Origin of the sequence: Actinomadura formosensis NBRC 14204 (genome assembly GCF_001552155.1) — a bacterium.
Lineage (GTDB): Bacteria > Actinomycetota > Actinomycetes > Streptosporangiales > Streptosporangiaceae > Spirillospora > Spirillospora formosensis.
In genome coordinates this window covers 47,965-71,342 of the sequence record NZ_BCQQ01000005.1, presented here as the reverse complement: position 1 = coordinate 71,342, position 23,378 = coordinate 47,965, and the positions used below count along the sequence as shown (strand labels likewise).

23 protein-coding genes and 1 pseudogene are annotated in these 23,378 nt (G+C 70.8%); 16 read left to right on the top strand and 8 right to left on the bottom strand.

The genetic code is table 11. The annotated features are described in order from the left end of the window. Window positions 1–29: 29 nt before the first annotated feature. Complete coding sequence (locus AF1_RS02235; protein ID WP_067793201.1) at window positions 30–1,112, bottom strand: epoxide hydrolase family protein; 1,083 nt, start codon at window positions 1,110–1,112, stop codon at window positions 30–32. A gap of 101 nt (window positions 1,113–1,213) precedes the next feature. Here AF1_RS02235 and AF1_RS02230 point away from each other — a divergent pair, with 101 nt between their 5' ends. After that, window positions 1,214–1,690, top strand: a complete 477-nt coding sequence (locus AF1_RS02230) for a MarR family winged helix-turn-helix transcriptional regulator (protein WP_067793161.1) — start codon at window positions 1,214–1,216, stop codon at window positions 1,688–1,690. A 333-nt stretch (window positions 1,691–2,023) separates the two neighbouring features. On the opposite strand, the gene AF1_RS02225 is transcribed toward AF1_RS02230, so the two are convergent. Further along, window positions 2,024–2,938: an RNA polymerase sigma-70 factor gene (locus AF1_RS02225; RefSeq protein WP_067793160.1), complete on the bottom strand. Its 915-nt coding sequence runs from the start codon at window positions 2,936–2,938 to the stop codon at window positions 2,024–2,026. A 198-nt stretch (window positions 2,939–3,136) separates the two neighbouring features. Between AF1_RS02225 and AF1_RS02220 the strand changes: the two genes are divergently transcribed. Continuing rightward, window positions 3,137–4,627: an MFS transporter gene (locus AF1_RS02220; protein ID WP_067793159.1), complete on the top strand. Its 1,491-nt coding sequence runs from the start codon at window positions 3,137–3,139 to the stop codon at window positions 4,625–4,627. A gap of 89 nt (window positions 4,628–4,716) precedes the next feature. Here the strand turns inward: AF1_RS02220 and AF1_RS02215 are convergent, their stop codons facing one another. Both AF1_RS02215 and AF1_RS35605 read right to left on the bottom strand, forming a co-directional pair. After that, window positions 4,717–5,154, bottom strand: coding sequence for a MerR family transcriptional regulator (locus tag AF1_RS02215; protein ID WP_067793157.1), 438 nt, complete (start codon window positions 5,152–5,154; stop codon window positions 4,717–4,719). Window positions 5,155–5,259: 105 nt separating this feature from the next. Next, on the bottom strand, window positions 5,260–5,496 hold the full coding sequence (locus tag AF1_RS35605) for a hypothetical protein (protein WP_157419130.1): 237 nt from the start codon (window positions 5,494–5,496) through the stop codon (window positions 5,260–5,262). A gap of 191 nt (window positions 5,497–5,687) precedes the next feature. On the opposite strand from AF1_RS35605, the gene AF1_RS02205 reads away from it, so the two are divergent. From AF1_RS02205 to AF1_RS02185, 5 genes are read left to right on the top strand one after another with little or no spacing between them, the layout of a single operon-like run. After that, on the top strand, window positions 5,688–7,277 hold the full coding sequence (locus tag AF1_RS02205) for an AMP-binding protein (protein ID WP_067793153.1): 1,590 nt from the start codon (window positions 5,688–5,690) through the stop codon (window positions 7,275–7,277). Beyond that, on the top strand, window positions 7,274–8,506 hold the full coding sequence (locus tag AF1_RS02200) for an acyl-CoA dehydrogenase family protein (protein ID WP_067793150.1): 1,233 nt from the start codon (window positions 7,274–7,276) through the stop codon (window positions 8,504–8,506). Before AF1_RS02205 ends, AF1_RS02200 begins: the two co-directional genes overlap by 4 nt. A 39-nt stretch (window positions 8,507–8,545) precedes the next feature. Further along, window positions 8,546–9,304: an enoyl-CoA hydratase/isomerase family protein gene (locus tag AF1_RS02195; protein WP_067793148.1), complete on the top strand. Its 759-nt coding sequence runs from the start codon at window positions 8,546–8,548 to the stop codon at window positions 9,302–9,304. Between the two features lie 8 nt (window positions 9,305–9,312). After that, a complete protein-coding gene (locus AF1_RS02190; RefSeq protein WP_067793146.1) occupies window positions 9,313–10,242 on the top strand; it encodes a VOC family protein in 930 nt (309 codons plus the stop codon). Next, window positions 10,239–11,318: an acyl-CoA dehydrogenase family protein gene (locus tag AF1_RS02185; protein ID WP_067793144.1), complete on the top strand. Its 1,080-nt coding sequence runs from the start codon at window positions 10,239–10,241 to the stop codon at window positions 11,316–11,318. Before AF1_RS02190 ends, AF1_RS02185 begins: the two co-directional genes overlap by 4 nt. 986 nt (window positions 11,319–12,304) lie before the next feature. On the opposite strand, the gene AF1_RS02180 is transcribed toward AF1_RS02185, so the two are convergent. Further along, entirely contained in the window at window positions 12,305–12,784 is a 480-nt protein-coding gene (locus tag AF1_RS02180; protein WP_067793142.1) for a hypothetical protein, read from the bottom strand. 192 nt (window positions 12,785–12,976) lie between these two features. Between AF1_RS02180 and AF1_RS36960 the strand changes: the two are divergent. Together AF1_RS36960 and AF1_RS36110 are read left to right on the top strand one after the other, a co-directional pair. Next, window positions 12,977–13,039: pseudogene (locus AF1_RS36960) on the top strand (hypothetical protein); the annotation flags it as partial. A 1-nt stretch (window position 13,040) separates the two neighbouring features. Beyond that, window positions 13,041–13,268 carry a hypothetical protein gene (locus tag AF1_RS36110; protein WP_242608576.1) on the top strand — a complete coding sequence of 76 codons (228 nt, stop codon included), beginning with the start codon at window positions 13,041–13,043 and terminating at the stop codon, window positions 13,266–13,268. A 49-nt stretch (window positions 13,269–13,317) separates the two neighbouring features. Here AF1_RS36110 and AF1_RS02175 read toward each other — a convergent pair whose 3' ends face one another. After that, window positions 13,318–14,526, bottom strand: coding sequence for a helix-turn-helix transcriptional regulator (locus tag AF1_RS02175; RefSeq protein WP_067793140.1), 1,209 nt, complete (start codon window positions 14,524–14,526; stop codon window positions 13,318–13,320). Window positions 14,527–14,730: 204 nt separating this feature from the next. On the opposite strand from AF1_RS02175, the gene AF1_RS02170 reads away from it, so the two are divergent. Continuing rightward, on the top strand, window positions 14,731–15,273 hold the full coding sequence (locus AF1_RS02170; RefSeq protein WP_165488302.1) for a GNAT family N-acetyltransferase: 543 nt from the start codon (window positions 14,731–14,733) through the stop codon (window positions 15,271–15,273). Here the strand turns inward: AF1_RS02170 and AF1_RS02165 are convergent. Next, window positions 15,228–16,544 (bottom strand): helix-turn-helix domain-containing protein, encoded by a 1,317-nt coding sequence (locus tag AF1_RS02165; RefSeq protein ID WP_067793138.1) that lies wholly within the window; start codon window positions 16,542–16,544, stop codon window positions 15,228–15,230. The two genes, AF1_RS02170 and AF1_RS02165, sit on opposite strands and share 46 nt — an antisense overlap. A gap of 310 nt (window positions 16,545–16,854) precedes the next feature. Between AF1_RS02165 and AF1_RS02160 the strand changes: the two genes are divergently transcribed. Next, window positions 16,855–17,145, top strand: a complete 291-nt coding sequence (locus tag AF1_RS02160) for a hypothetical protein (RefSeq protein ID WP_131732313.1) — start codon at window positions 16,855–16,857, stop codon at window positions 17,143–17,145. 1 nt (window position 17,146) lies between these two features. Next, window positions 17,147–17,431 (top strand): hypothetical protein, encoded by a 285-nt coding sequence (locus AF1_RS02155; RefSeq protein ID WP_067793135.1) that lies wholly within the window; start codon window positions 17,147–17,149, stop codon window positions 17,429–17,431. A gap of 134 nt (window positions 17,432–17,565) precedes the next feature. Here the strand turns inward: AF1_RS02155 and AF1_RS02150 are convergent, their stop codons facing one another. Further along, window positions 17,566–18,882 (bottom strand): hypothetical protein, encoded by a 1,317-nt coding sequence (locus AF1_RS02150; RefSeq protein ID WP_207393920.1) that lies wholly within the window; start codon window positions 18,880–18,882, stop codon window positions 17,566–17,568. 176 nt (window positions 18,883–19,058) lie between these two features. On the opposite strand from AF1_RS02150, the gene AF1_RS02145 reads away from it, so the two are divergent. The 4 genes from AF1_RS02145 to AF1_RS02130 all read left to right on the top strand — a co-directional run bounded on the left by AF1_RS02145 (window position 19,059) and on the right by AF1_RS02130 (window position 23,243). Next, entirely contained in the window at window positions 19,059–20,246 is a 1,188-nt protein-coding gene (locus AF1_RS02145; protein WP_067793132.1) for a sensor histidine kinase, read from the top strand. A 62-nt stretch (window positions 20,247–20,308) separates the two neighbouring features. Beyond that, complete coding sequence (locus tag AF1_RS02140; protein WP_242608575.1) at window positions 20,309–21,079, top strand: LytR/AlgR family response regulator transcription factor; 771 nt, start codon at window positions 20,309–20,311, stop codon at window positions 21,077–21,079. Between the two features lie 71 nt (window positions 21,080–21,150). After that, a complete protein-coding gene (locus AF1_RS02135) occupies window positions 21,151–21,516 on the top strand; it encodes a DUF485 domain-containing protein (protein ID WP_242608574.1) in 366 nt (121 codons plus the stop codon). Then, window positions 21,513–23,243, top strand: coding sequence for a sodium/solute symporter (locus AF1_RS02130; protein ID WP_067793130.1), 1,731 nt, complete (start codon window positions 21,513–21,515; stop codon window positions 23,241–23,243). The genes AF1_RS02135 and AF1_RS02130 overlap by 4 nt, the downstream gene beginning before the upstream one ends. Window positions 23,244–23,378 lie beyond the last annotated feature (135 nt).

Below are 23,378 nucleotides of genomic sequence, written 5' to 3'. Positions count from 1 at the left end.
ACAAGTAGTTCGACTAGCTAACGTTCGTGTCACTTGATGTGGGTGAGGAAGAAGTCCCGGACGTCCTCGGCGAGCAGCTCCGGTACCTCCATCGCGGCGAAGTGGCCGCCGCGTTCGAACTCCGACCAGTGCCTGATGTCGTACAGCCGCTCGGCCAGCGGTCGCACCGACTGCGTGATGTCATGGGCGAACACCGCCACGCCGACCGGTACCGGGCACGGCTCGATCCGCCGTGGAGTCTCGCGGGTCAGCCGCGCCGAGGAAGCCGCGGTGGCGGTCAGCCAGTACAGCGAGATGTCGGTGAGCATCCGCTCGTCACTGATCTGCGAGCGAGGGTCGGTCCACTGCGCGAAGCGCTCGGCGATCCAGACCAACTGGCCAACCGGCGAGTCGGTCAGTGCGTAGCCGATGGTCTGCGGGGTGAGCGCCTGCAGAGCCTGGTACGGCGGACGATTCGCCATCATCTGCCGGACCTTGTCCAGCCGAGCTTCATCCGTTTCCGACAGTTCAACGTCGGCGTCCGGGACCGGCCGGGTCGGCAGGTAGTTGACGTGCACCCCGACGACCTGTTCGGGTGCGACCGCGCCGAGCGCCATCGAGATGCCCGCGCCGAAGTCGCCCCCCTGCGCGCCATAGCGCTCGTACCCGAGACGGCGCATCAGCTCAGCCCAGGCCCGCGCGACCCGGACGATATCCCAGCCGCGCTCATGGGTCGGCCCGGAGAAACCGAAACCCGGGATGGACGGAATCACCAGGTGGAAGTCGCGCGACAGCGGCTCGATCACGTCGAGAAACTCCAGGAACGAACCGGGCCAGCCGTGGGTGAGGATCAGCGCGAGCGCATCCGGCTTCGAGGACCGTATGTGGACGAAGTGGATGTTCTGGCCGTCGATCTCGGTGGTGAAGTGCGGAAGTTCGTTCAGCTTGGCCTCTTGCGCACGCCAGTCGTAGCCGGTGCGCCAGTACTCGGCAAGCCCCTTCAGCCGAGCCAGCGGGAAGCCGTAGTCCCACCCGGCGCCGGCGACCTCGTTGGGCCAACGGGTGCGGGAGAGCCGGTCGGCCAGGTCGTCGAGGTCGGCTTGGGGGATGTCGATGCGGAACGGCTTGATCATGGTCTTCACTCCAGGGAAATTCGTTCGAAGTTCGAACGTTCGTGTCACTAACGAAGCTAGACTGTTAGTGACACGAACGCAAGAGGTGGAGGAAAACCCCCATGAGCCCGACCCCCGAACCCACTCCGGCCCGGCTGCGCGCCATCCCCAGCCGCCTGCTCGCGGGGGCCGCGGTCGCCGCCGACCGCCTCGTCAGCGAGCGCCTGGCCGCCGAAGGCGCTCGCAAGTGGCACTTCGCCGTGCTGGCCGCGCTCGCCGAGGCCGGTGCCGCCAGCCAGGCCGAACTCAGCCGCCGCACCGGCATCTACCGCAGCGACATGGTCGCCGTTCTCAACGAGCTTGCCGACGCCGAATACATCCGCCGCGAACCCGACCCCGCCGACCGCCGCCGCAACGTCATCACCCTCACCCTCGCCGGCCACCGCCGCCTGGAGCGCCTCGACGCGCTCGTCACCGACGCCCAGCGTGAGCTCCTCGCCCCCCTCACCCCCGGCCAGAAGGACGAACTCACCCGCCTACTCACCGTCCTGACCGAGTACCACCGCCCCCCGCACCCCCGCCCGCACGACGCGAAGTAACCCATCCGCCCGCGCCGTCCCGAGCCTCGCCCTCCCGCCGAAGGCTTTCAGAGCGGTTCTTGTGGGCTGGTGTCCGAGCTAGGACTCCGGGGCTTGGTCGCGCAGGAGCGGGCCGGGCGGCTTTACCGGTGGGAGCGGCGAGCGGTGTGCTCGCTGGGCGGTTGAGCAGGCAGCTTACGCCGCCAGTCGGCTGACCGAACTGGGCGACGCTCTCCGGGACGGCGTGTCCGCGCGGTCCCTGGTGGCGGCTGGAAGTGTGGCCCGGAGGCCGGTCACTCCTGGCACATCCTCCCCGACACCCATCCCAGGGGCGCGTGAGGTGGTGTTTCGGGCTCAGCGGCTCAGGGTGGTCTCCTGCTCCACGTGTGACAGTTTGTCGGGGTTGCGGACGAAGTAGAGGCCGGTGATGAGGCCGTTCTCGACCCGCACCGCCATGATGGTGTCGGTCTCTCCGTTGAGCCGCACGATGAGCCCCGGGTTGCCGTTGACCTGGACCGGCTCGAACGACGTCTCGGCCTCGATCCGCTTGAGGCCGGTGGTCACCAGGCGGGCGACCCTGTGGGCCCCCACGACGGGCCGCGTCAGGGCCTGCTTGAGTCCGCCGCCGTCGGACAGAAGGACGACGTTCGGCGCGAGGGTGTCGAGCAGGTTCTGCAGGTCGCCGGTTTCGAGCGCCCGCTGGAAGGCATGGAGCGCGGCCCGGGTCTCGGCCGAGGAGACGGCGTCGCGCGGCCGGCGCGCGGCGACGTGCGAGCGTGCCCGGTGGGCGATCTGGCGGACCGCGGCGGGGCTCTTGTCGACGGCCTCGGCGATCTCGTCGTAGGCGAGGTCGAACACCTCGCGCAGCACGAACACCGCCCGTTCGGTCGGCGTGAGCGTCTCCAGGACCAGCAGCATCGCCATCGAGACCTTGTCGGCCAGTTCGACGTCCTCGGCCACGTCGGGTGTGGTCAGCAGCGGTTCGGGCAGCCAGGGGCCGACGTAGGTCTCCTTGCGGCGGCCGAGGGTGCGCAGCCGGGTCAGTGCCTGGCGGGTGGTGATCTGGACCAGGTACGCGCGCTGATCCCGCACGGTGCCGAGGTCGACGCCCGCCCAGCGCATCCAGGTTTCCTGCAGGACGTCTTCGGCGTCGGCGGCCGAGCCGAGCATCTCGTAGGCGACGGTGAACAGCAGGTTGCGGTGGGCGATGAACGCCTCGGTGGCGGGGTCCATGCGGTCACCGGCCGTGTCCGCTGCTCGGTCGCTCATGCCCGTCCCCGCCCGTTCGCTCTCGACAGTGCCACACGCACAAGACGCCGGTCCGCGCCGCTTTGTGACATCCGGGATCGGTGGTGCACGTCACAGGGCCGCGCTGTCACAAGGAGCGGGTCCCCGGCATCTCGTGTTCGTCAGGACGCCGCGCGGACGATCCGGGCGGCACGCGACACCAGGAGTGAGGACGAACTCATGGCGACCACGAAGGCGCAGGCCCCGGGGGGCACTTCGCGCCGCTGGACCGCGCTGTTCTTCATCGGGTTGGCCCAGCTCATGATCATTCTGGATGCCACCGTCGTGAACATCGCGCTGCCGTCGCTCCAGCGGGACCTGGGGATCTCCGACGGCGACCGGCAGTGGATCATCACCGCGTACACGCTCGCGTTCGGCGGCCTGCTGCTGCTCGGCGGCCGGATCGCCGACTACACCGGACGCAAGCGGACCTTCCTGATCGCGCTGCTCGGCTTCGCCGGCGCGTCGGCGCTGGGCGGCGCGGCGTCCGGCTTCGAGTTGCTGCTGATCGCGCGTGCCCTGCAGGGCGGGTTCGGTGCGCTGCTCGGGCCGTCCGCGCTGTCGCTGCTGACGGTGACGTTCACCGAGCCCAAGGACCGTGCCAAGGCGTTCGGGGTCTGGGGTGCCATCTCCGCCGCGGGCGGCGCGCTCGGGCTGCTGGCCGGCGGGGCGCTGACCGACTACCTGGACTGGCGCTGGTGCCTGTACATCAACATCCCGATCGCCCTGGTCGCGGCGGTCGGCGGGTACGCGGTGCTGGCCGAGTCGCGGCACGAGGGCAGGGCCCGGTTCGACATCCCCGGCGTGCTGCTGGTCACCGGCGGGCTGGTCGCGATCGTGTACGCCACCGGCAGGGCCGAGTCCGACGGCTGGGGCTCGGTGACGGTCACCGGCCTGCTGGCCGCCGGCGTCGTGCTGCTCGCCGCGTTCGCCTTCGTCGAGAGCAGGGTGCCGCAGCCGCTGCTGCCGCCGCGTGTGGTCGCCGACCGCACCCGCGGCGCCGCCTACCTGGCCGTGGGCCTGACCGCCATCGGCATGTTCGGGGCGTTCCTGTTCATGACCTACTACATGCAGGTCGTCAAGGGATACTCGCCGATCAAGACCGGTGTGGCCTTCCTCCCGATGACCGTGGCGGTCCTGGTGTCGGCCGGCGGGCTCGCCACCCGGCTGCTGCCCAAGCTCCCGCCGCGGGCGCTGATCGTCCCGGGCATGCTGATCGGCGCCGCCGGGATGCTGTGGATGCTCACCCTGGACGCCGGCACCGGCTACGCGGGCGGCGTGCTGGTCGTGCAGCTCCTGGTCGGTTTCGGGGCGGGCATGATCATGCCGGTGGCCATGAACTACGCCACCCGCGGCGTCGGCCAGGGAGACGCGGGGGTGGCCTCGGCGAGCGTCAACACCGCGCAGCAGGTCGGCAGTTCGGTCGGTATCGCGCTGCTCAACACCATCGCCACCAGCGCGACCGCGGACTACCTGGCCTCGCACGGCAGGAGTCCCGCCATCGCCAAGCAGGCCGTGGTGGAGGGCTTCGGGACGGCCGGCACCTGGGCGGCGGGCATCCTGGCGGCCGGCGCGCTGATCGTCGCCGTCCTTATGAACACCCCCCGCCCGCGGCCCCAGGCCGCCGCCGAGGACGCCGGGAGCGCCGAGCCGCTGCTCGCCCACTCCTGAGCCCCGCGCGGACCCGCTCCCGGTGTGACCGGTGAATCTCTCGGCAGGAGATTCACCGGTCACGACGGTCGGCAGAGCCGCACGTGTGATCACATCGGCTTACCGCCGAGGCGGTGAGACGGCGAGGCGGCGGCGGTGCCGATGCGGTCCGCCACCGCCTGCTTGAAGTGCGCGCATTCGGTGATGTCCGCGTGGTCGCAGCCGAGGGCGCATTCGATGAGTTCCAGGGACGCCTGCGCTGCCGTGATGCGGCGGCGCAGTGCCTCGGCCTCCCGGCTCAGGATGTCGCGCTGCCGCGCCGGGCCGGCGCCGGCGGCCAGGACGCCGATGGCTTCGAGGGAGAGCCCCGCCTCCTTGGCGCGCAGGATGGCGGCGACGCGCGTGATGTCGGCGGCGGTGTAGCGGCGGCGGCCGGCCGGGTCGCGTGCGGGGGCGAGCAGCCCCATCGACTCCCAGTGCCGCAGGACGTGCGCGGCCAGGCCGAAGCGTGCGGCGAGATCCCCGATGCTCATCTCGCTTGACTTCATGTCGACATTAAGCCGGATCCTGGCGTCCATGACTACGGAGAACCTCATCGCGATGCTCGACGCGGTCGAGCGCCTGCCAGGTGCCGGGGAACTGCGGATCCGCTCCTATATGCCCTGCTCGCGCCCGGTGGACGGATCGTCCTCGTCGGCCAGGACTGGGACACCTTCGTCATCGACTCCGGCGGCCCGGCTCTCACCCGCGCCATCGTGCACGCCCGCGCCGACCAGATCGCCGGTCCGCGCTCGGCTCGCCGGTACCGCAACCTGCTGCTGGACGCCGGCTTCCGCGATGTGACGGCCGAGGTCCACACCGGCCTGTGGCCTGGGCGCAGCAATCGACATCTGTCCCAATAAACATCTCTTAGAACATCTTTATACCCTTTTCGTCACTGTTGCCGTGTCTGGTGTTTCGTGTTCCTCTATTCAAGGCATTGTCCGGGTTGCGGATCGCTCCCAGCTGATTCCGCCGTACCGCCATCTAGCCGCCCAGCCACCGACGACGCAGGCCAACGCAGCGACAGCGGAGGGTCCGGATGCGCAAGGAGACGCTGGAGAGCTTCGTCCTCGGGGACGTCCTCCGGTCACAGGCGCAGGTTCACCGAAGACAGACGTTCCTCAAGTTCCGGGACGGCGAGGTCACCTACGGCGAGGTGGACGCCGCCGCCGACCGGCTGGCCCGCGCCCTGTCCGGGGCCGGCATCGGACGCGGCGACCACGTGGGCGTGATGCTGCCCAACTGCGCCGACTTCGTCCACCTCATCTTCGCGCTGGCGCGGCTCGGCGCGGTCGCCGTGCCGATCAACATCGCGTACCGGGGTGAGTTGCTGCGGCACGTCCTCGACAGCTCCGACTCCGGCCGGCTCATCATCGACGGGCCGTACGCCGAACGGATCGTGGAGGTCGCCGGGCGGCTGCCGAGGCTCGGCGGGGTCCTGGTGCGGGACGCCGCCTCGGCCGGGGTGCTGCTCGACCGGCTCGGCAAGCCCGCCCGGGAGCTGAACACCCTGCCGGACGAGGGCGGCACCGTCGACGTCGAGGTCGGCTTCGGCGACATGCAGGCGATCATGTACACGTCCGGGACGACCGGTCCGTCCAAGGGCGCGATGGTCCCGCACGCACTCGCGCTGACCTGCGCGTATGACTCCCTCGACTTCCTCGACCGATGGGGCAAGACGATCTACTGCCCGCTGCCGCTGTTCCACGCGGCGGCGCTGTGGGACGGGATGCTCTCCGCCCTGCTCGGCGGCGGCTCGATCGCGATCGTCGAGCGGTTCAGCGCGTCCAGGTTCTGGGACGACGTGCGCCGCTTCGACGCGCAGGTCTGCATGAGCGTGTTCTCGATGATCCCGATCCTGCTGAACCGGCCGCCGACGTCGCGTGACCGCGACCACCGGCTGGAGACGTTCTACATGGGCAAATCGAACCTCGATGAGCCGCTCAGGGAACGGTTCGGCGTCCGGTCCGTGGAGACCTACACCAGCACCGAGGCGGGCATCGCGACCGGCAGCCCGTACGGGGAGTGGCGGGTCGGGTCGTGCGGGCAGGCGCACGACGAGCGGTTCCACGTCGCCGTCGTGGACGAGCAGGACCGCGAGGTCGGGCCGGGCGAGCCGGGCGAGCTGGTGCTGCGGCCGAAACAGCCGTTCGTCCTCACGACCGGCTACTACGGCAGCTGGGAGGCGACGACCCACTGCTTCCGGAACATGTGGTTCCACACCGGGGACCGGGTATGGCGTGACGACGACGGGTACTTCTACTTCCTCGACCGGATGAAGGACGCCATCCGCCGGCGCGGGGAGAACATCTCGGCCTTCGACCTGGAGACGGAGATCAACCGGCATCCGGCGGTGCTGGAGTGCGCCGCGATCGGCGTCCCCTCCGAGCTTGAGGACGAGGACATCAAGGTGTCGGTCGTCGTGCAACCCGACACCGGCCTGGACCCGGAGGAACTGGTGGCGTACTGCGAGGAGCGGCTGCCGCGCTCGATGGTGCCGCGCTACGTCGAGTTCGTGGACGCCCTGCCGCGCACGCCCACCGACAAGGTCGCCAAGTACCGGCTGCGGGCGCAGGGCGAGTCCGGGATCACCGAGACGACCTGGGACCGGGAGGCGAACGGCCGGTGAACTGGGACGACACGCCGGAGCAGGCCGCCTTCCGCGAGGAGGTCCGGGCCTTCGTCAAGGAGCGGTTCCCCGCGTCCTACCGTCCGGCCGCGGGCGAGGAGCAGAGCCTCGAACCCGAGGACGTCGCGGGCTACAACTGGCCCGTCGACCGGGTCGCCGACGATCCGGGGCGGCGCGAGGGCGCGCGGGCCTGGGCGGCGGCGCTGGCCGAGCGCGGCTGGATCGCGCCGCACTGGCCCGCCGAGTACGGCGGTGCCGGGCTGACGCCGCTGGAGGAGTTCGTCCTGCACGAGGAGATGATGCGGGCGCGGGTGCCGACGGTGAACGGCATCGGCGCGTTCCTCCTCGGCCCGACGCTGCTGGTGCACGGCACCGACGAGCAGAAGGCGGCCCATCTGCCGCCGATCGCGACCGGCCGGGCGACGTGGGCGCAGGGCTTCTCCGAGCCCGGGTCGGGCTCCGACCTGGCGTCGCTGCGCACGCGGGCCGTCCGGGACGGGGACGTCTACGTCGTGGACGGCCAGAAGGTGTGGACGTCCCTCGGCCAGTACGCCGACTGGCTGTTCGTCCTGGTCCGCACCGACACCGGCGCCGACCGCCCGCATCGCGGCATCACGTTCCTGCTCGTCGAGGCGGACGCGCCCGGGGTGACGATCCGTCCCATCACCGACATCCGGGGCGCGGCGCCGTTCTGCGAGATCTTCTTCGAGGGCGTCCGGGTGCCGGTGGAGAACCGGGTCGGGGAGGAGAACCGCGGCTGGTACGTGGCGATGTCCGCGCTGGGCTTCGAGCGGGCCGGGATCGGCGCCACGATCAAGTACGAGCAGGCGCTCGCCGAACTGGTGACCTATCTGCGGTCGCCGGAGGGGCGGCGGTTCGCGCGCAGCACGCCCGCGCTGCGGCGGGAGATCGCGCGCCGGCGGACGGAGATCCGCGTCCTGTACAACCTGGCCCGCTACACGGTGTCGAGGCAGGCGGCGGGGGAAGAACCCGGTTTCGAGGCGTCCGTCAACCAGTTGTTCGGCGCCGAGCTGCACCAGCGGCTCGCCCGCACCGGCGCGCGGGCGTTCGGCCGGTCCGCCGCACTCTGGGAGCGTGAAGGGGCTCCCCTGGGCGCCGCGTTCACCCACATGTGCCGGGACTCGGTGGCGTCCACGTTCCTCGGCGGCACCACCGAGATCCAGCGCAACGTCATCGCCACCCGGGGCCTGAACCTGCCCCGCGGCTGATCACTTCGCAGTTCACCCCACAGGGAGGAGCGAACCCGTATGCCCGACGAGAACGCCTACGAGACCGTCGACCTGCGGATCGAGGAACGAGTCGCCTGGCTGACGCTGAACCGGCCGGAGAAGCTCAACGCGCTGACCCCGACCACGATGACGGAGCTGCGCGACATCTTCCGCCGGGTGGACGACGACGAGGACGTCTGCGTGGTGGTGCTGCGCGGCGCCGGGGAGCGCGCGTTCTGCGCCGGGATGGACCTGGCCTGGTCGGAGAAGCTGACCCCGCGCGAACGGATCGAGCAGGGCCGGCTCGGCGAGAAGACGTTCGCGATGATGGAACGGCTGTCGGTGCCGGTGATCGCGGCCGTGCACGGGTACGCGGTCGGCGGCGGCCTGGAGCTGGCGCTCGCCGCGGACTTCATCATCGCCTCCGACGACGCGAAGATGGGCCTCGTCGAGATCACCCTGTCGGCGCGTCCGCCGTACCGGCCGAAGATGACCGAGGACGGCGACCCCGACCAGCCCGAGTTCGGCGGGTCGGCGCCCGGCTGGGGCGGGGTGAAGCGGCTGCCGGAACGGATCGGCAAGGCCCGCGCCAAGGAACTGCTGTTCACCGGCGCCCGCATCGACGCCGACCGCGCCCTGCAACTCGGCCTGGTCAACGACGTGTATCCGGCGGACGAGTTCGACAAGCGGATCGGTGAGCTGGCCGCGCGGATCGCGGCGATGAACCGCTACAACCTGCGCCTGGTCAAGGAACTCGTCACCTGTGGCTACGACTGGATCGAGCCGCACCCGAGCTAGGAGGACCCGTGCAGATCTACCGCATCGATCATGTCGCGCAGGTGACCCCCGACCTCGGCGGGCAGGTCGCGCTGCTGGAGGGGCTGTTCGGGTTCCGGCGCGTCCGGAGCTGGGACGATCCGGGCGAGGGCGTGCGCGGCGCCCGGCTGGAGATCCCCGGCAGCCACGGCCAGGCATGGGAGGTGGTGGCGCCCACGGGCGACGGGCCGTTGCAGACCTTCCTGGACGAGCACGGCGGACGTCCCGGGCTGCACCACGTCGGCGCCGAGGTACCCGATCTCGAAACCGTCCGCGCGGACCTTGAGGCGCGCGGCATCAAGCCGGCCGAGGGGCCGCGCGGACGCTGGCTGGAGGCGCCGCTGAGCCCGCCCGAGCACGGTCCGGGCGTGCTGTGGCGGTTCCGGGGACCAGGCAGCCTGGACATGTGCGGCGATTCGGCCGCCTCCAGCGTGGAGCCGGGCGAGCCGGAGGGGCCGTCCCTCGGCATCGTGGCGCTCGACCACATCTGCCAGGCGTTCCACGACCGCGACGCGCTCGCCCGCTGGTACCACGACCTGGCCGGGTTCGTGCAGGTCTGGCGGACGCCGGACGACGAACACCCCGACATGGCGGACCTCGTGCTCAACATCCCCGGCTCCGCGATCTGCTGGGAAGTGATCATGCCGCGCGGCGAGGACTCGTTCATCGCGCGGTTCCTCGACCGGGGCGGCCCCGGCGCCCACCACGTCACGTTCGAGGTGGCCGACTGGGACCGGGCGATGGCCGCGTGCGAGCACCACGGCACGCCGACCTTCGGGGAGAACGAGGGCAGCACCGACGGCGCGGCGTGGCGGGACACGTTCATCCACCCGAAGCACACCGGCGGCGTCCTCGTCCAGCTGTTCTGGGAGGAACGGCCCGGCGTGTGGGTCCGCTCCGACAAGGTGCCGCCGCGATGAACCTGAGCCTGACCGAGGAGCAGGAGCTGATCGCCTCCACCGCCCGCGAGGTCCTCGCGGCCAGGGCGGAGACCGCCGGGGCGCGGGCGGTGGACGGCGACCCGGCCGGCTACTCCGCCGCGCTCTGGAAGGAGATGGTGGAACTCGGCTGGACGGGCCTCGCGTTCCCCGAGGAGCACGGCGGCGTGGGCGGCGACTTCCTGGACGTGTGCCTGCTGTTCGAACAGCTCGGATACGCGCAGGTCCCGAGCCCGCTGCCGGCGTCGGTGGCCTGCTGCGGGATGCCGGTGGCCCGTTTCGGCACGTCCGGCCAGAAGGAACGGTGGCTGAGCGCCATCGCGGACGGCCAGGTCGTAACCGCCACACCGCTTCCCTGGGACCGCCCCGGCGAGGGACCGGCCGCCACACGCGACGGCGACGGCTTCGTCCTGGACGGGACCGCCACCTTCGTCCCGTTCGCCGCCTCCGCCGAGAACATCCTGGTGGTGGCCCGGCTCGACGATGACCCGCACGCCTTCTGGGTGGACGCCTCGGACGTCACGCTCCAGCCGCTGGAGACGATCGGCCCCGGCCGTCCGTGCCACGCCGAGCTGGCCGGGGTCCACGTGCCGGAGGACCATGCCCTCGGACCGGCCGCCGCCGAGGCGATCTCCCTGTTCGGGGCCGCCGCGACCTGCGCGGAGATGGTGGGCGCGGCGCAACGCGTCCTCGACATGACGGTGCAGTACGCGACGGAACGCGAGCAGTTCGGCCGGGCCATCGGGTCGTTCCAGGCCGTCCAGCACCACTGCGCGAACATGGCGATCGACGTGCTCGGTTCCCGGTTCATCGCCTACGAGGCGATCTGGCTGCTGTCGGCGAACCGGGACGCCGCGCAAGAAGTGGCGATGGCCAAGGCGTGGGTGAGCGAGGCATACGAACGCGTATGTGCCCTGGGCCACCAGGTACACGGCGCGATCGGCTTCACGAAGGAACACGACCTGCACCTGTTCTCCGAACACGCGATGACCACGTCCCTGGCCTTCGGTGACGCCGACCTGCACCTAGACCACCTGGCCGCCGACCTGAACCTATAGAACACAAAGACGCCCGGCCGGACCAACCCGGCCGGGTGTTTCGGCGGGGCCCCATTGTGCCGACAATTTCCGGCAGCGCGGTCAGCCCCACTGGGACCGCCACGGAGCAGTACACAGCTAGTCCACGTGTGGGCCGGTCCCGCTGAGACCGTGGCGAATGCGTCGTCGTAGCGCGGGGTGGATCTCGTAGCCGTCGAGTTCGCCCGGCTCGACCCACCGGACCTCGTCTCGCCCCGCTTCAGTTCGCCGGTCGGGATCGTCCACAGGTCGTTGTCAGCGCGGCGCAGCAGGAGCACCCACCCGGCCCGGTAGTGGTTCAGCACCGTGGTGACCCGTCCGGCGTTGCCGCCGCCGATGGACTTCTCGGTGTCTCGCGCCGCGAACTGGGCGCCCTGTGGGGCGCCGATCAGGAGTCGCACGCGGGCGCCGGCCTCGGCGCGGGCGCGTAACAGTGGACTCCAGTCGGGATGCTACTCGCCAAGAACAGGCCCGGCATGTCCCCGACCTGTAGGGGAGGAAGGGGCAACCAGCATCGGAACTGTGATTGTTGGGCTGCGGCCCGGGAGGGGCTGGATAACAGTGAATTCAGCCAGCAAGAGCCCCCTACTCCGAGGACATTGTCCTAAGAGTAGGGGGCTCTTGCTGGAGGAGCCCATGTGGGCGCTCCTCGCATCCTCCTTCGCGACCAGTCAGTGAGACGGTCATAACTATGTCAATGTAGCGAACCGTTTCGCGGAGTAACCGATAGCACCTGACCGTTTTCGGGATCGATAACCACGTTGGTCGGTGTGCCCGAGTCCAGTAGTTTCTGTTCGGCTCTGGGCAAAGGTGGCTGCGGGTTTGATGGGGCAGGCTCCGCAGAGACCGAGCTTGCGAGTGCCAGGACGGACATACTCACAGTAGTCAGAGTGGCGGTCAGCGTCCTCATCCCTATGATCATGTGGCTGACGCTACCACGGGGGCATGACGGCTCAGACGTTTGCTCCCTAATGGATAGTGAATGATGTCCCGGTCACCAGCGCTCCGTTGAAGGTGGCATGAGTGTTCGGGGGGAGAGCCCTCTGGGAGCAGGCCTGGGTCCAGCAGGCCGATGCGGTGTACCTGCCGGTGTTGTAGCCCGATCGGTAGGGCCAGGAGCCTCGGTAAGTCCCCGCCGACCCGTAGAACCCCTGGTGCGCGTAGGGCGTTCTGCCCGACAGGTAGCAGCCGTCCCCAGAGTTGCAGTAGTTGTGGTTACCGATCGCCGAGTGAATATCGGCCTGTGGGGTAACCGACAGGAGCGCGCCGTTGGTGGGGTTGATCACCACATCGATTGGCTTTCCGGATGTGAGCAGCTTCTGCTCAGCGCTGCTGAGCGAGTCGGCGGAGTTGGCGGGCGAGGTAGCGATGGCCTGCCCGGTGAGCGTGAAGGTGGTGAGGCCAGCGGCGAGCGAAGCCAGGGCGGCGGCGCGATAGTTGATCCTCATGGCTAAATAATTACCCAATATGAATGCTTTGTCAAATCAAATGTCAAATGTCATTAAAGTAATTGATTTGTCAACTAATGTCGTGTGATGAAGTTTTGTGTGGTGTGGGGTGGTGGGTTCGAGAATTTCGTTGGCGGTCTTGGTCCAGGAGAACGGTTTGAGTGGTCGTTGTAGGCGTCGGTGTAGCGGCGGATGACGTCGATGAGTTCGGTGACCGAGGTGAAGGTGATCGACCTGGCCGTGCGGCCCTCACACCGTGGCAGAGGACTTGCACACCGCCTCCTGGACGGAACTGCTCACGGGACGACAGGAAGAGCGGGCCGCGCTCGCCACAGCACCGAACGAGCGTGAAATCCAGGCAATGTACCGGCGGTGGGGCTGGCAGCACGCCTGCCGCACACCCGGCGGCGAGGGCGAGACCGAGCCGTGGTTCGACCTCTACGTGATCGCCCTGCGTGGCCCGGAGGCCAGCAGCTCCCGATAGCCGGCGACGACCGGCTCATCACGGCTGTGTCGGCTGCTTCGCGGATGGTCTATCCGATGCCTGGACCGTGGCTCTGCCGCGAGGGGGCACATAGCGCAAGGTACGCCTCGTGCAGTTCGGCGGCCTCCGGCACGCCCCGCGCCTCTACGGCCGTGATCACCTGTGTCACCCGCCAGTGGTTCGAGGGCACCAGCCGGCCGCTCTCCACCGCCTCCAACGCGGTGTGCGCCGCCTGCGCGGGCTGATCACCCGCGAGCAGGGCGAGCGCCAAGTCGAGCCGCGCGGACGCCGCCCGCCGGGGCCGCGCCGGGCCGCCGGACGGCCGCTCCAACCGCGCCAGGACTCCCCGTGCGTACGATTCGGCCGCCGGGTCCCCGACCCATGCGAGCGTGGTCGCCGTGTACGCCTCGCGCTTGGTCGGGTCGTACCGATAGTGATGCTCGGGCCGGTCGGGCTGCGCGAGGGGCTCCACGAGCCGGTCCACGCGCGCCAGGGCGTCGCGCGTCTCCGGGCCGGCGCCAAGGCGGGCCCACGCGCGGCCTTCCTGTGCTGTCGCCTGGATGAACGCCGACGACGTGCGGGGCGCGACCTCCTGCGCGCCCCGCGCCAGCCGGATCGCCTCCCGGCAGTTCCCGTCCGTGAGCTGCTGCCACGCGCGGGTCTCCAGCGCCCACGCGAGGATTTCGGGGTGGTCGGCGTGCTCGGCGAGCTGCGCGGCGGTGCGCAGCCGCGCGGCGGCGATGAGGTCTTCGCCCAGGTCGATGTCGCAGGTCGCGGCGAGCAGTGACAGCCAGCCGCCGATCACGGTCAGGCGGTGGCGCTCGGCCAGTGTCATGCGTACGTCCATGAGCGTGGACACGTAGCCGAGGTGCCGCCGGATCCGGAGCAGCAGGCCGGACGGCGAGGTCAGTGCATACGCGGACGCCAGTTCGTCCACGGCCGCCTCCAGTGCCACGAGCGTGCCGTCCCCGACCTCGCTGGCGGCGACGCGGCGCGCCAGTTCCAGCGCCTCGATCTCCTCCTCGATCCCGCCCCTGGGCGCGGACGGCGGCGGCGCGGCGGGACGCAGCGCGGCGAGTTCACCGCCGGCGTCGAGTAACTCGTCCAGCCGCGCGGCCAACTCGGGGGAGGGGCGTCTGCGGTCGTTGGCGATGCGTGACAGGAACCCGTCATCACAGGGGACGAGCCGCGCGAGCTTGCGCTGACTGATCTCGTGCTCCGCTATGAGCTGACGGAGCCTCTCGCCGAAGGTGGTCATCGCCTCGCCCGTTTCGCCCCGGGTTGACCCGCTGCCTGACACCGCCCGCCGGGTGGGCAGCACGCAGTGACTTCCACGCTAACCCCGAAAGCGGTCAGGTGGAGTGCGAAAGGCATCGCCGGACGCGAAGACGGCCCCGGCCTTCGGCAACACCGACCTGCACCTTGACCGTCTGGCCGATAACTATGTGATCTGATGGGCCCGATGGACATCGAGCACCTCGACAGCGAGGCCGTCCGGCACCGGCTCGGCGAGTTCGAGGTGGTGTACGCCGAGGCGTTTCCCCGCTACGACCTCGGTGACTACCGAGCCCGGATGCGGCGCCTGCTCGCCCGGCCCGGATTCGAGGCCGTGACGGTGCGGCACGACGGCGCGCTGAGAGGATTCGTCTACGGGGCGCCGCTGTCCGCCGGATCGTTCTGGTGGGACGGCCTGGCCCCCGCCCCGACTCCCGGATTCACCGCCGAGACGGGGCGGCGGACGTTCGCCATGATCGATTTGGCTGTGCGGCCCTCACATCGTGGCAGAGGACTTGCACACCGCCTCTTGGACGAACTGCTCGCGGGACGGCAGGAGGAGCGGGCCACCCTCGCCACGGCACCGGACGAGCGTGAGATCCAGGCGATGTACCGGCGGTGGGGGTGGCGGCACGCCGGCCGCACACCCGGCGGCGAGGGCGAGACCGAGCCGTGGTTCGACCTCTACGTGATCGCCCTGCGCGGCCCGGAGGCCAGCAGCTCCCGATAGCCGGCGACGACCGGCTCATCGCGGCTGTGCGCCGGGACGGCCTCGGCGACCTGGCGGGCCAGGCTCGTCACCATCACCGTCCGGTGCTCGTCGGGCTGAGCCTCGTAGACGGCATGGGCGTGCCGTACGCCCTCGCTGGTGTCACCGGCCCGCACATGCCCGGCCGCGCGCAGCAGGTCCAGTTGGACGCGCACGCGCGGGTCGTCGGAGGGCAGGACCGCCACGGCGCGGGCCGCGGCGGCGTCGAGGCGGTCATGGTCTCCGGTGTGCGCGTATACCCACGCCTCCGTGTACCGCAAGCGGTCCTCGGCCCAACCGGCGACCGACCGCACCTCGCCGGTCACCGACATGGGGAGACGGCCGAAGATCTCTTCGCACGCCTGCAGTTCGGCGGTCGCCTCCGCCTCCGCGCCTTCCAGCGCGAGCAACTGTGCGCGGACGGTCCGCACATGTAGCAGCCCACGGCACGAGATGCCGGGTGCTCGGTCGGCCATCCGGTCCGCCTTGCACAGCAGGATCGCCGGTGGACGGTTCTCGTAGAGGCCGTACACGAGCCGCTCACCGGCGATCCACAGGCCCAGATCCAGGTCACCTGAGGTGTCGGCGGCGTGCTGCGCGGTGACCCACCAGGCACGTGCCATGCGTGGCTGCCCCATGTTGCACAGCGTCTTGGCCATGAGCGCGGCCAAGACGCCGGTCACTCGGTACCACGAGGGTGTGAGCCTGCCCTGAGTGCGGCGGCCGGCGATCCGCTGGACCGCGACCAGATCGGAAGCCAGCTCCCTGAGCAGCAGTTGCGGAGGCAGGAGCAGATAGGTGTAGCCGTACTCGGCCACCGTTTCCTCCCACTCGCCGAGGTGGGATGACTCGTCCCGTCCGATGGCCCGGTCGACTCCGTCGCGGATGCACTCGATCGCTTCGACGGCGGGGGACGATGCGGCACCGAGCGTGGTCAGTGCCTGCAGTAACCGGCGTCGCTGCATCTCATCGTCCTCGTCCAGGTCGTCGGCGTGAACCGCTCCGGAATTCACGCTACCGACCTGAACTGCGTCTTCTGGCGTTGTTCGGGTGAGGGCAACGAGCTCCCCGGCGGCGCTGAGGATCTCGTCGAGGCGGGCGGCCAACTGATCCGAAGGACCCTTGTGGCCGTGGCATAACTCGGACACGTGCCCGGCGTCGCAGGGCACCTGCCTGGCCAGGGCGCGGACGCCGATCCCCCGGTCGGCCATGAGCCGGCGGAGCGCCTCCCCGAACGTCTCGCTGAAGGTCATCGTTTCCCACCGTTGCGCCCCGGTGCGGACTACTGCCAGTCGTTGGCCGGGCAGCTCGGCCAACGGACAACGGCTTCCACGCTAACCCCGAAAGCGGTCAGGTGGAGTGCGAAAGGCGTCGCAAGACGCGAAGACGGCCCCGGCCGGCGGGCGAACGCCGGTTGCTCCGGGGCCTTGGCCCGATGGAGGTCGGACCCGTGCACGATGTTAAGGGCGGCTCACGCTCCGCCGCGAATCCACCTGTGATGGGCGAAACGGACATCAGCGAGCCGGCCGCCGAGCGCGTGCTGTGCGGGCCGGGGGTGTCGTGATGCGGGGCTGCGTGTCCTACTGGCACGGTCAGGCCACCGGCAGTTGGTGGGCGCTCACGCGTGACACAGCGGGACGCTACCGCCTGCTGGAGGTGGCCGATCAAGCCGCTCTCGGCCGCGCGCTGAACGAGCCAGCCACGCCCGCGCCGCCCCCCGTCGTCACGCCCATGCGCCAAGTCGCGCCGATCGTTCCGACGCCCGCCGAACCGGACCGCCGCTACCACGCGCGACACGCCACCGGGTACGGGTGGCGGCACACGCTGGGCGGACTGATCGCCCCGGGAGCCTGAGATGCGGGACATCTTCGGCCCCGCCGAGAAGCTGCACGCGGCCGTGCGCCGCCGCGCCCCGCAGGTCGCCGCCGCGATCGAGCTGGACGAGAAGGAGGGGCTGCGCCGGGTCCGCGTCACTTACCGCAACGCCGGGCCCTACCTCGTCGGCTGGGACGGCACCGCCTACGAGTGGCGATCGGGGCCGGCCTCGGGGTTGCCACTGCCCCCTGACCCCGAGCGGGCCGCCGACTCGATCGCGGCGGCGCTCGGCGCGCTCGTGCGCCGGGAGCCGTCCGGACCCTAGAACCGGGGCGGCGCCGCCGGTCGATCCCGCCCCCGGTCCCGGCCGCGCCGCCCCCTCCATATTGACCCGGGTGGCTGGGGTTGGTGAGACGCGAAGACGCCCGGCCGGGGAGGCCGGCCGGGCGTCTCAAGGGGTTACTGGGGGTAGACCGAGTACACCATTCGCTTGTTGGGGTGCTCGCCTACGGTCCAGATGGTGCCGAGCGTCGGGTTGGCGGGGTCGGAGCCGCCCTGCCAGTGCGACAGGTCCTCGGGGCCGATTCCCAGGTCCTGCTGCTTCGCCACCGTGAGGGTTGTGGTGGACGACGTCACCGGGTCGGTCGTGTAGAGGGTCCCGGCGCCTGTCTCACCGTGGCTGCGGCTGAGGTACCAGCGGCCGTTGAACCGCATCGCGCCCTGGACGTTGCTGACCGGCAGCTTGTACGCCGCGTCGGCGTTCCACCTGTACGCGGTGTTCATGACGAGGTTGCCGCTGGCGTCGAACGCGTCGGAGATCCGCCAGGCGGCGACCCGCCCGTTGGTCGCCTCGGTACTGGCGCAGTACTCGCCCGAGACGAGGTGGTCGGTTCCGCTGCGGTCCAGTGCGACGTAGGAGAAGTTCGGTGACCCGTCCGATGTGGTGCAGGTGGTGCCGGTCGGGGCCGTCGCTGTCCAGGAGCCGACCTGCGGCATGATGTAGCGGTAGCCGTAGCCGTAGTACGTGCTGCCGTGGAGCCCGACCAGGGTCGGGCTGCTCGTCGTCCCGTTGGTGGACGCGCCCAGGTCGTAGATGCGGCGCATGTCGAACATCCGGAACCCGCGTGCCGTGTCCGCGACGAACAGGTAGTTGCCGTACCAGAGGATGCCGCCGCCGTGCAGGGCCTTGTTGTAGTCGGGGTCGGCCGGATCCTCGGACACCCGGATCGTGTCGTAGTCGCCGTTGGCCCGCGGATACACCAGCAGGACGTGCCGGTACCTGCCGGTGTAGGGGTCCATGAAGCTGATACGGATGCCCTTGACCATGCCGTCGGCGTTGTCGTTGTGGTCGTACCAGCTGGCCAGGACGGGCTGGTAGCCGTTGCCCCACACCCGGTCGGCCTGCATGTCGGCGACCGTGGTGACGCCTTGCGGATACCACTCGGTGGTGCCGTTGTCGCCGTTGGTGAAGCAGACGCTCCGTTCGACGGCGACGGTGCTTCCGGACGCCACGGCGGCGGAGTTGCAGGCGTTGTTGATCGCGACCGGCGTCGCTTCGCTCAGCCGGTTCAGGTCGTTCATGATGGTGGTGACGGTCCCCTTCACCAGCGGAAGGGCGTCGGCGCGGGTCTGCAGATCGGTGCCGTAGGCGTTCGGGCGGAGCTCGAAGTTGGACAGGGTCAGCTCGCTCGCGGAGGCCGGGGCCTGCAGTGCGGCGGCTAACGGGAAGGCCAGGAACAGGGCGGCGAGGGAAGCCAGACTTCGACGGCGACGCATGCGCACTCCTCACGGCCGGCCCCGTCCGTGAGTTCCCGGGGGAGCGGCGGGCTCCGGCCAAGATCGTGAATGTCGGCTTGATCAAGATGACACGAATCCCGCGATTGCGCCATACCGAGTATGTAGCAACGTGATCAACTTCACAGAGCATGTCGAAAGCGGCATAAATTTGCGGGATGGACGTGATCGTCGCCGTTGTCGCGGCGCTGTTGGTGACGTGGGTTCCGGCGCTGCTGTGGTGGCGGCGGCAGGGCCGGGGCGGCGGTGACCTCGGCGGGCCCGCGCGGCGGGCGACGTTCGAGATGCTGCACACCGCGTCCCGGGCCGCGCCCGCCTTCCGCGCCGGGCTGACCGAGCAGGGCGCGCAGAAGGCCGCGCGGCATCTGCGGGCGCTGCTGGACTGCCCGGCGCTCGCGATCACCGACGGGGAGCGGCTGCTGGCCTGGGACGGCGAGCACGGGCACCACGCGGCGGAGGGGCTCGCGCACGCGGAGGTCACGCTCGGGAACGGGCGCACCCAGGTGCACGACGTCGCCTGCGAGCGGATCGACTGCCCGATCCGGCGGGTCGTGGTCGTCCCGCTCGCCACCGGCGACCGGGTCATCGGGACGCTCGCCGCCTACGGGGAGGAGGTCCCGGCGGGGCTGATCCGCGCGGCGGAGGAGGTCGCGCAGTGGGTGGACGCCCAGCTGGAACTCGCCGAACTCGACCACTCGCGGGCGCTGCTGATGGAGGCGGAGATGCGGGCGCTGCGGGCGCAGATCTCGCCGCACTTCATCTACAACTCGCTGACCACGATCGCCTCGTTCGTCCGGTCCGATCCGGAGCGGGCGCGGGAACTGCTGCTGGAGTTCGCCGGGTTCACCCGGTACTCGTTCCGGCGGCACGGCGACTTCACGACGCTCGCCGAGGAACTGCGGTCCATCGACCGGTATCTGCTGCTGCAGCGGGCCCGGTTCGGCGAGGAACTGCGGGTGACGCTGCGGATCGCGCCCGAAGTGCTGCCCGTGGCCGTCCCGTTCCTGTGCCTGCAGCCGCTCGTGGAGAACGCCGTCCGGCACGGGTTGCAGGACAGGTCCGAGCCCGGCCTGATCACGATCGTGGCCGAGGACGCCGGGTCCGACTGCGTGATCAGCGTGGAGGACGACGGGATCGGCATGGACCCTGACGAGGTCAGGCGCCTGCTCGCGGGGGAGCGGCGTACACCTGCCGACGAGCCCGGAATCGGGCTGGTCAACGTGGACGACCGGCTCCGCCAGGTGTACGGGGACGAGTACGGGCTCGCCGTCGAGACCGGTCCCGGCGCCGGGACGAAGGTGATCGTGCGCGTCCCGAAGTACCGGCCGGGCGTCACGGCCTCCTGACCTCTTGACTCTCGCGCATACGTTGACTGGAATGTGGCGGACGAAACGGGGGGAAGGGAACGGTGGAGGTGGGCCTGCGGGTCCTTGCGGTGGACGACGAGGCGCCCGCGCTGGACGACCTCGTCCATCTGCTGCGCGCCGACCCCCGGATCGGGGAGATCCACACCGCCCGGGACGGCGCCGCCGCGCTGCGCAGACTCGACCGCGCCCTCGCCGACGGACGTCCCATCGCCGCCGTCTTCCTCGACATCCGGATGCCCGGCCTGGACGGCACCGTGCTCGGCCGGGTCCTCGCCCAGTTCGCCCGCCCGCCGCAGATCGTCTATGTCACCGCGTACGAGGAGCACGCCGTCGACGCGTTCGAGATCAAGGCGACCGACTACATCCTCAAACCGGTGCGGCCGGAGCGGCTCAGCCTGGCGATCACGCGGGTGACCGAGGCCGCCGAGGAGGCCGGCTGGGCCGACGCGGCCGCGGAGCCCGCCCCGTCCGAACCGGAGCCGATGCCCGTCGAACTGGGTGGAGTGACCCGGTTCGTCACCCCCGCCGAGGTGCTGTACGTGGAGGCGCAGGGCGACTACGCGCGGCTGCACACCTCCGGCGGCAGCCATCTGGTGCGCATCCCGCTGAACGCGCTGAGCGAGCGTTGGAGCGGTGCGGGCTTCGTCCGGGTGCACCGCAGCCACCTGGTCGCGCTGTCGGCGATCAAGGAACTGCGGCTCGACTCGGGACGCTGCACCATCCTGGTCGGCGAGGTGGAACTGCCGGTGAGCCGCCGGCACGTCCGGGAACTGCGCGACCTGCTGGTGCGCCGGGCGAGGAGGGCGCACTGAGCCCCCGCGCCCCCGCCGGGCGGCCGGACGGGGAGGAGCGGGGGCCGGGGATCGCGCCCGGCCGGACGCTGGTGACCGGGCCGCGGGCCCGGACCGTCCGGCGGCCCCGCTACCCGGTGACCCGGGAGATCGACGAGCAGACCGGGCTCGGCGAGGCGTACATGCGCTCGCTGCTGCGCGCCCAGACGCGGCTCGCGGCCCGGCTGTGCCTGGTGCTCGCCGTCGTGGTGATCGGGCTGCCGCTGCTGTTCGCGCTGGTCCCCGAGGTGCGCGAGCGGGAGGTGCTGGGCCTGCCGCTGCCGTGGCTGCTGCTCGGCGGGCTGATCTACCCGTGGTTCGTGGCCTGCGGCTGGTGGTACGTCCGGCGGGCCGAGCGCAACGAGGACGACTTCGCCGACCTCGTCGACCGCGCGTACGGGGGCGAGGACCGGCCATGAGCGCCGCGTACGGGCTCGCCGGGGTCCTGCTGGTCGTCGTCGCGACCGTGCTCATCGGCGTGCTCGGGGTGCGCATCTCCCGGACGACGTCCGACTTCTACGTCGCGTCGCGGACGGTGACGCCGCTGCGGAACGCGTCCGCGATCGGCGGGGAGTACCTGTCGGCGGCGTCCTTCCTCGGCATCGCGGGCCTGATCCTGGCGTACGGCGCCGACATGCTGTGGCTTCCGGTCGGCTGGACGGGCGGATATCTCGTCCTGCTCGTCCTGGTCTCGGCGCCGCTGCGCCGGTCGGGCGCCTACACGCTGCCGGACTTCGCCGAGGCGCGGCTGGAGTCCATGGCCGTGCGGCGCGTCGCCAGCGCCCTCGTCGTGCTGATCAGCTGGCTCTACCTGCTGCCCCAGTTCCAGAGCGCCGGGCTCGTGCTGCGCACGGTGACGGGCACGCCGGTCTGGGCGGGCGGCGTGCTCATCGCGGTCGTCGTGGCCGTGAACGTGCTGGTCGGCGGGATGCGCAGCGTCACCCTCGTCCAGGCGTTCCAGTACTGGATGAAGCTGACCGCGCTGGCCGTCCCGCTGGTCTTCCTGCTGCTGGCGTGGCGGCACGACGGCGCGCCCGGCCTGTCGTCGGACGCCCCGCCCCGGTTCCCGGACCGGACGACCGTCTCCGTCGGCGTCGCCGTCACGGTGGACGTCACCGAGGCCGTCCCGGTCACCGTGACCGGGGGGATCGACGGGCACCACTACCCGGGTGCCCCGCTGACCCTCAACCCCGGGCCGCACCGCATCGACCAGGACACCTCCATCACCTTCCCCGCCGGCGCCGACGTCCCGCACGTCGCCGGACGGCCCGTCACCACCGACCGGGAATGGGCGATGCCGCTCGACGGGCGCGAACACTCGCTGTACGCGACGTACTCGCTGATCCTCGCCACGTTCCTCGGCACGATGGGGCTCCCGCACGTCCTGGTCCGCTTCTACACCAACCCCGACGGGCGGGCCGCGCGCCGCACGACCGTGATGGTGCTGTCGCTGCTCGGCGCGTTCTACCTGCTCCCCGCGCTGTACGGGGTGCTCGGCCGGATCTACACGCCCGAACTGCTGATGACCGGACGGGCCGACGCCGTCGTCCTCACCCTGCCCGGACGGCTCATCGGCGGGCTCGGCGGCGACCTCCTCGGCGCGCTGGTGACGGGCGGCGCGGTGGCGGCGTTCCTGTCGACCTCGTCCGGGATCACCGTGTCCGTCGCCGGGGTGCTGGCGCAGGACATCCTGCGCGGCGGGGTCCGCTCGTTCCGCGTGGGAACGCTGATCGCCCTGGTGGTGCCGCTGGCCCTGGCGATCGCGGCCCGGTCCCTCGCCGTCGCGGACGTGGTGGGGCTCGCGTTCGCCGTCGCCGCGTCCACGTTCTGCCCGCTGCTCGTCCTCGGCGTCTGGTGGCGGCGGCTCACCGTGCCGGGCGCGCTCGCCGGCCTGGCCACCGGCGGCGCGCTCGCCGGCACCGCCGTGGTCGTGACGATCGCCGCCGGGCCGCCGTCCGGGCTCGCCGGCGCGCTGCTGGCCCAGCCCGCCGCGTGGACGGTCCCCATCGCGTTCACCGTCATGATCGCCGTGTCGCTGTGCACGCAGCGGCGGGTCCCGCCGGGCGTCGCCCGCATGATGGTGCGCCTGCACACTCCGGAGTCGCTCAACGTCGATCGCGGTACCTGGCGGCCCCGCCGGGTCTGACCGTTCATCGCGCAAAAGCGACCGCTTATCGACGGGTGGAGCGGTCCGGCGACGGTGGACGGCGGCTGACCGCAGCCTTGCCGCCGCCCCCTCGTCCCTCCCGAGCTGGGTCTTTACGGTGGCGCGTGACTGGCG

Coding starts and splice junctions, on each gene's coding strand:
- AF1_RS35605 (WP_157419130.1), bottom strand. CDS start 5,496: ATGTCGATTGCTGCGCCCAGGCCACAGGCCGGTGTGGACCTCGGCCGT.
- AF1_RS02160 (WP_131732313.1), top strand. CDS start 16,855: ATGCGGGGCTGCGTGTCCTACTGGCACGGTCAGGCCACCGGCAGTTGG.
- AF1_RS02150 (WP_207393920.1), bottom strand. CDS start 18,882: ATGCGTCGCCGTCGAAGTCTGGCTTCCCTCGCCGCCCTGTTCCTGGCC.
- AF1_RS02170 (WP_165488302.1), top strand. CDS start 14,731: ATGGACATCGAGCACCTCGACAGCGAGGCCGTCCGGCACCGGCTCGGC.
- AF1_RS02185 (WP_067793144.1), top strand. CDS start 10,239: ATGAACCTGAGCCTGACCGAGGAGCAGGAGCTGATCGCCTCCACCGCC.
- AF1_RS02220 (WP_067793159.1), top strand. CDS start 3,137: ATGGCGACCACGAAGGCGCAGGCCCCGGGGGGCACTTCGCGCCGCTGG.
- AF1_RS02225 (WP_067793160.1), bottom strand. CDS start 2,938: ATGAGCGACCGAGCAGCGGACACGGCCGGTGACCGCATGGACCCCGCC.
- AF1_RS02130 (WP_067793130.1), top strand. CDS start 21,513: ATGAGCGCCGCGTACGGGCTCGCCGGGGTCCTGCTGGTCGTCGTCGCG.
- AF1_RS02235 (WP_067793201.1), bottom strand. CDS start 1,112: ATGATCAAGCCGTTCCGCATCGACATCCCCCAAGCCGACCTCGACGAC.
- AF1_RS02145 (WP_067793132.1), top strand. CDS start 19,059: ATGGACGTGATCGTCGCCGTTGTCGCGGCGCTGTTGGTGACGTGGGTT.
- AF1_RS02175 (WP_067793140.1), bottom strand. CDS start 14,526: ATGACCACCTTCGGCGAGAGGCTCCGTCAGCTCATAGCGGAGCACGAG.
- AF1_RS02215 (WP_067793157.1), bottom strand. CDS start 5,154: ATGAAGTCAAGCGAGATGAGCATCGGGGATCTCGCCGCACGCTTCGGC.
- AF1_RS02155 (WP_067793135.1), top strand. CDS start 17,147: ATGCGGGACATCTTCGGCCCCGCCGAGAAGCTGCACGCGGCCGTGCGC.
- AF1_RS02205 (WP_067793153.1), top strand. CDS start 5,688: ATGCGCAAGGAGACGCTGGAGAGCTTCGTCCTCGGGGACGTCCTCCGG.
- AF1_RS02165 (WP_067793138.1), bottom strand. CDS start 16,544: ATGACCTTCAGCGAGACGTTCGGGGAGGCGCTCCGCCGGCTCATGGCC.
- AF1_RS02230 (WP_067793161.1), top strand. CDS start 1,214: ATGAGCCCGACCCCCGAACCCACTCCGGCCCGGCTGCGCGCCATCCCC.
- AF1_RS02180 (WP_067793142.1), bottom strand. CDS start 12,784: ATGAGGATCAACTATCGCGCCGCCGCCCTGGCTTCGCTCGCCGCTGGC.
- AF1_RS02195 (WP_067793148.1), top strand. CDS start 8,546: ATGCCCGACGAGAACGCCTACGAGACCGTCGACCTGCGGATCGAGGAA.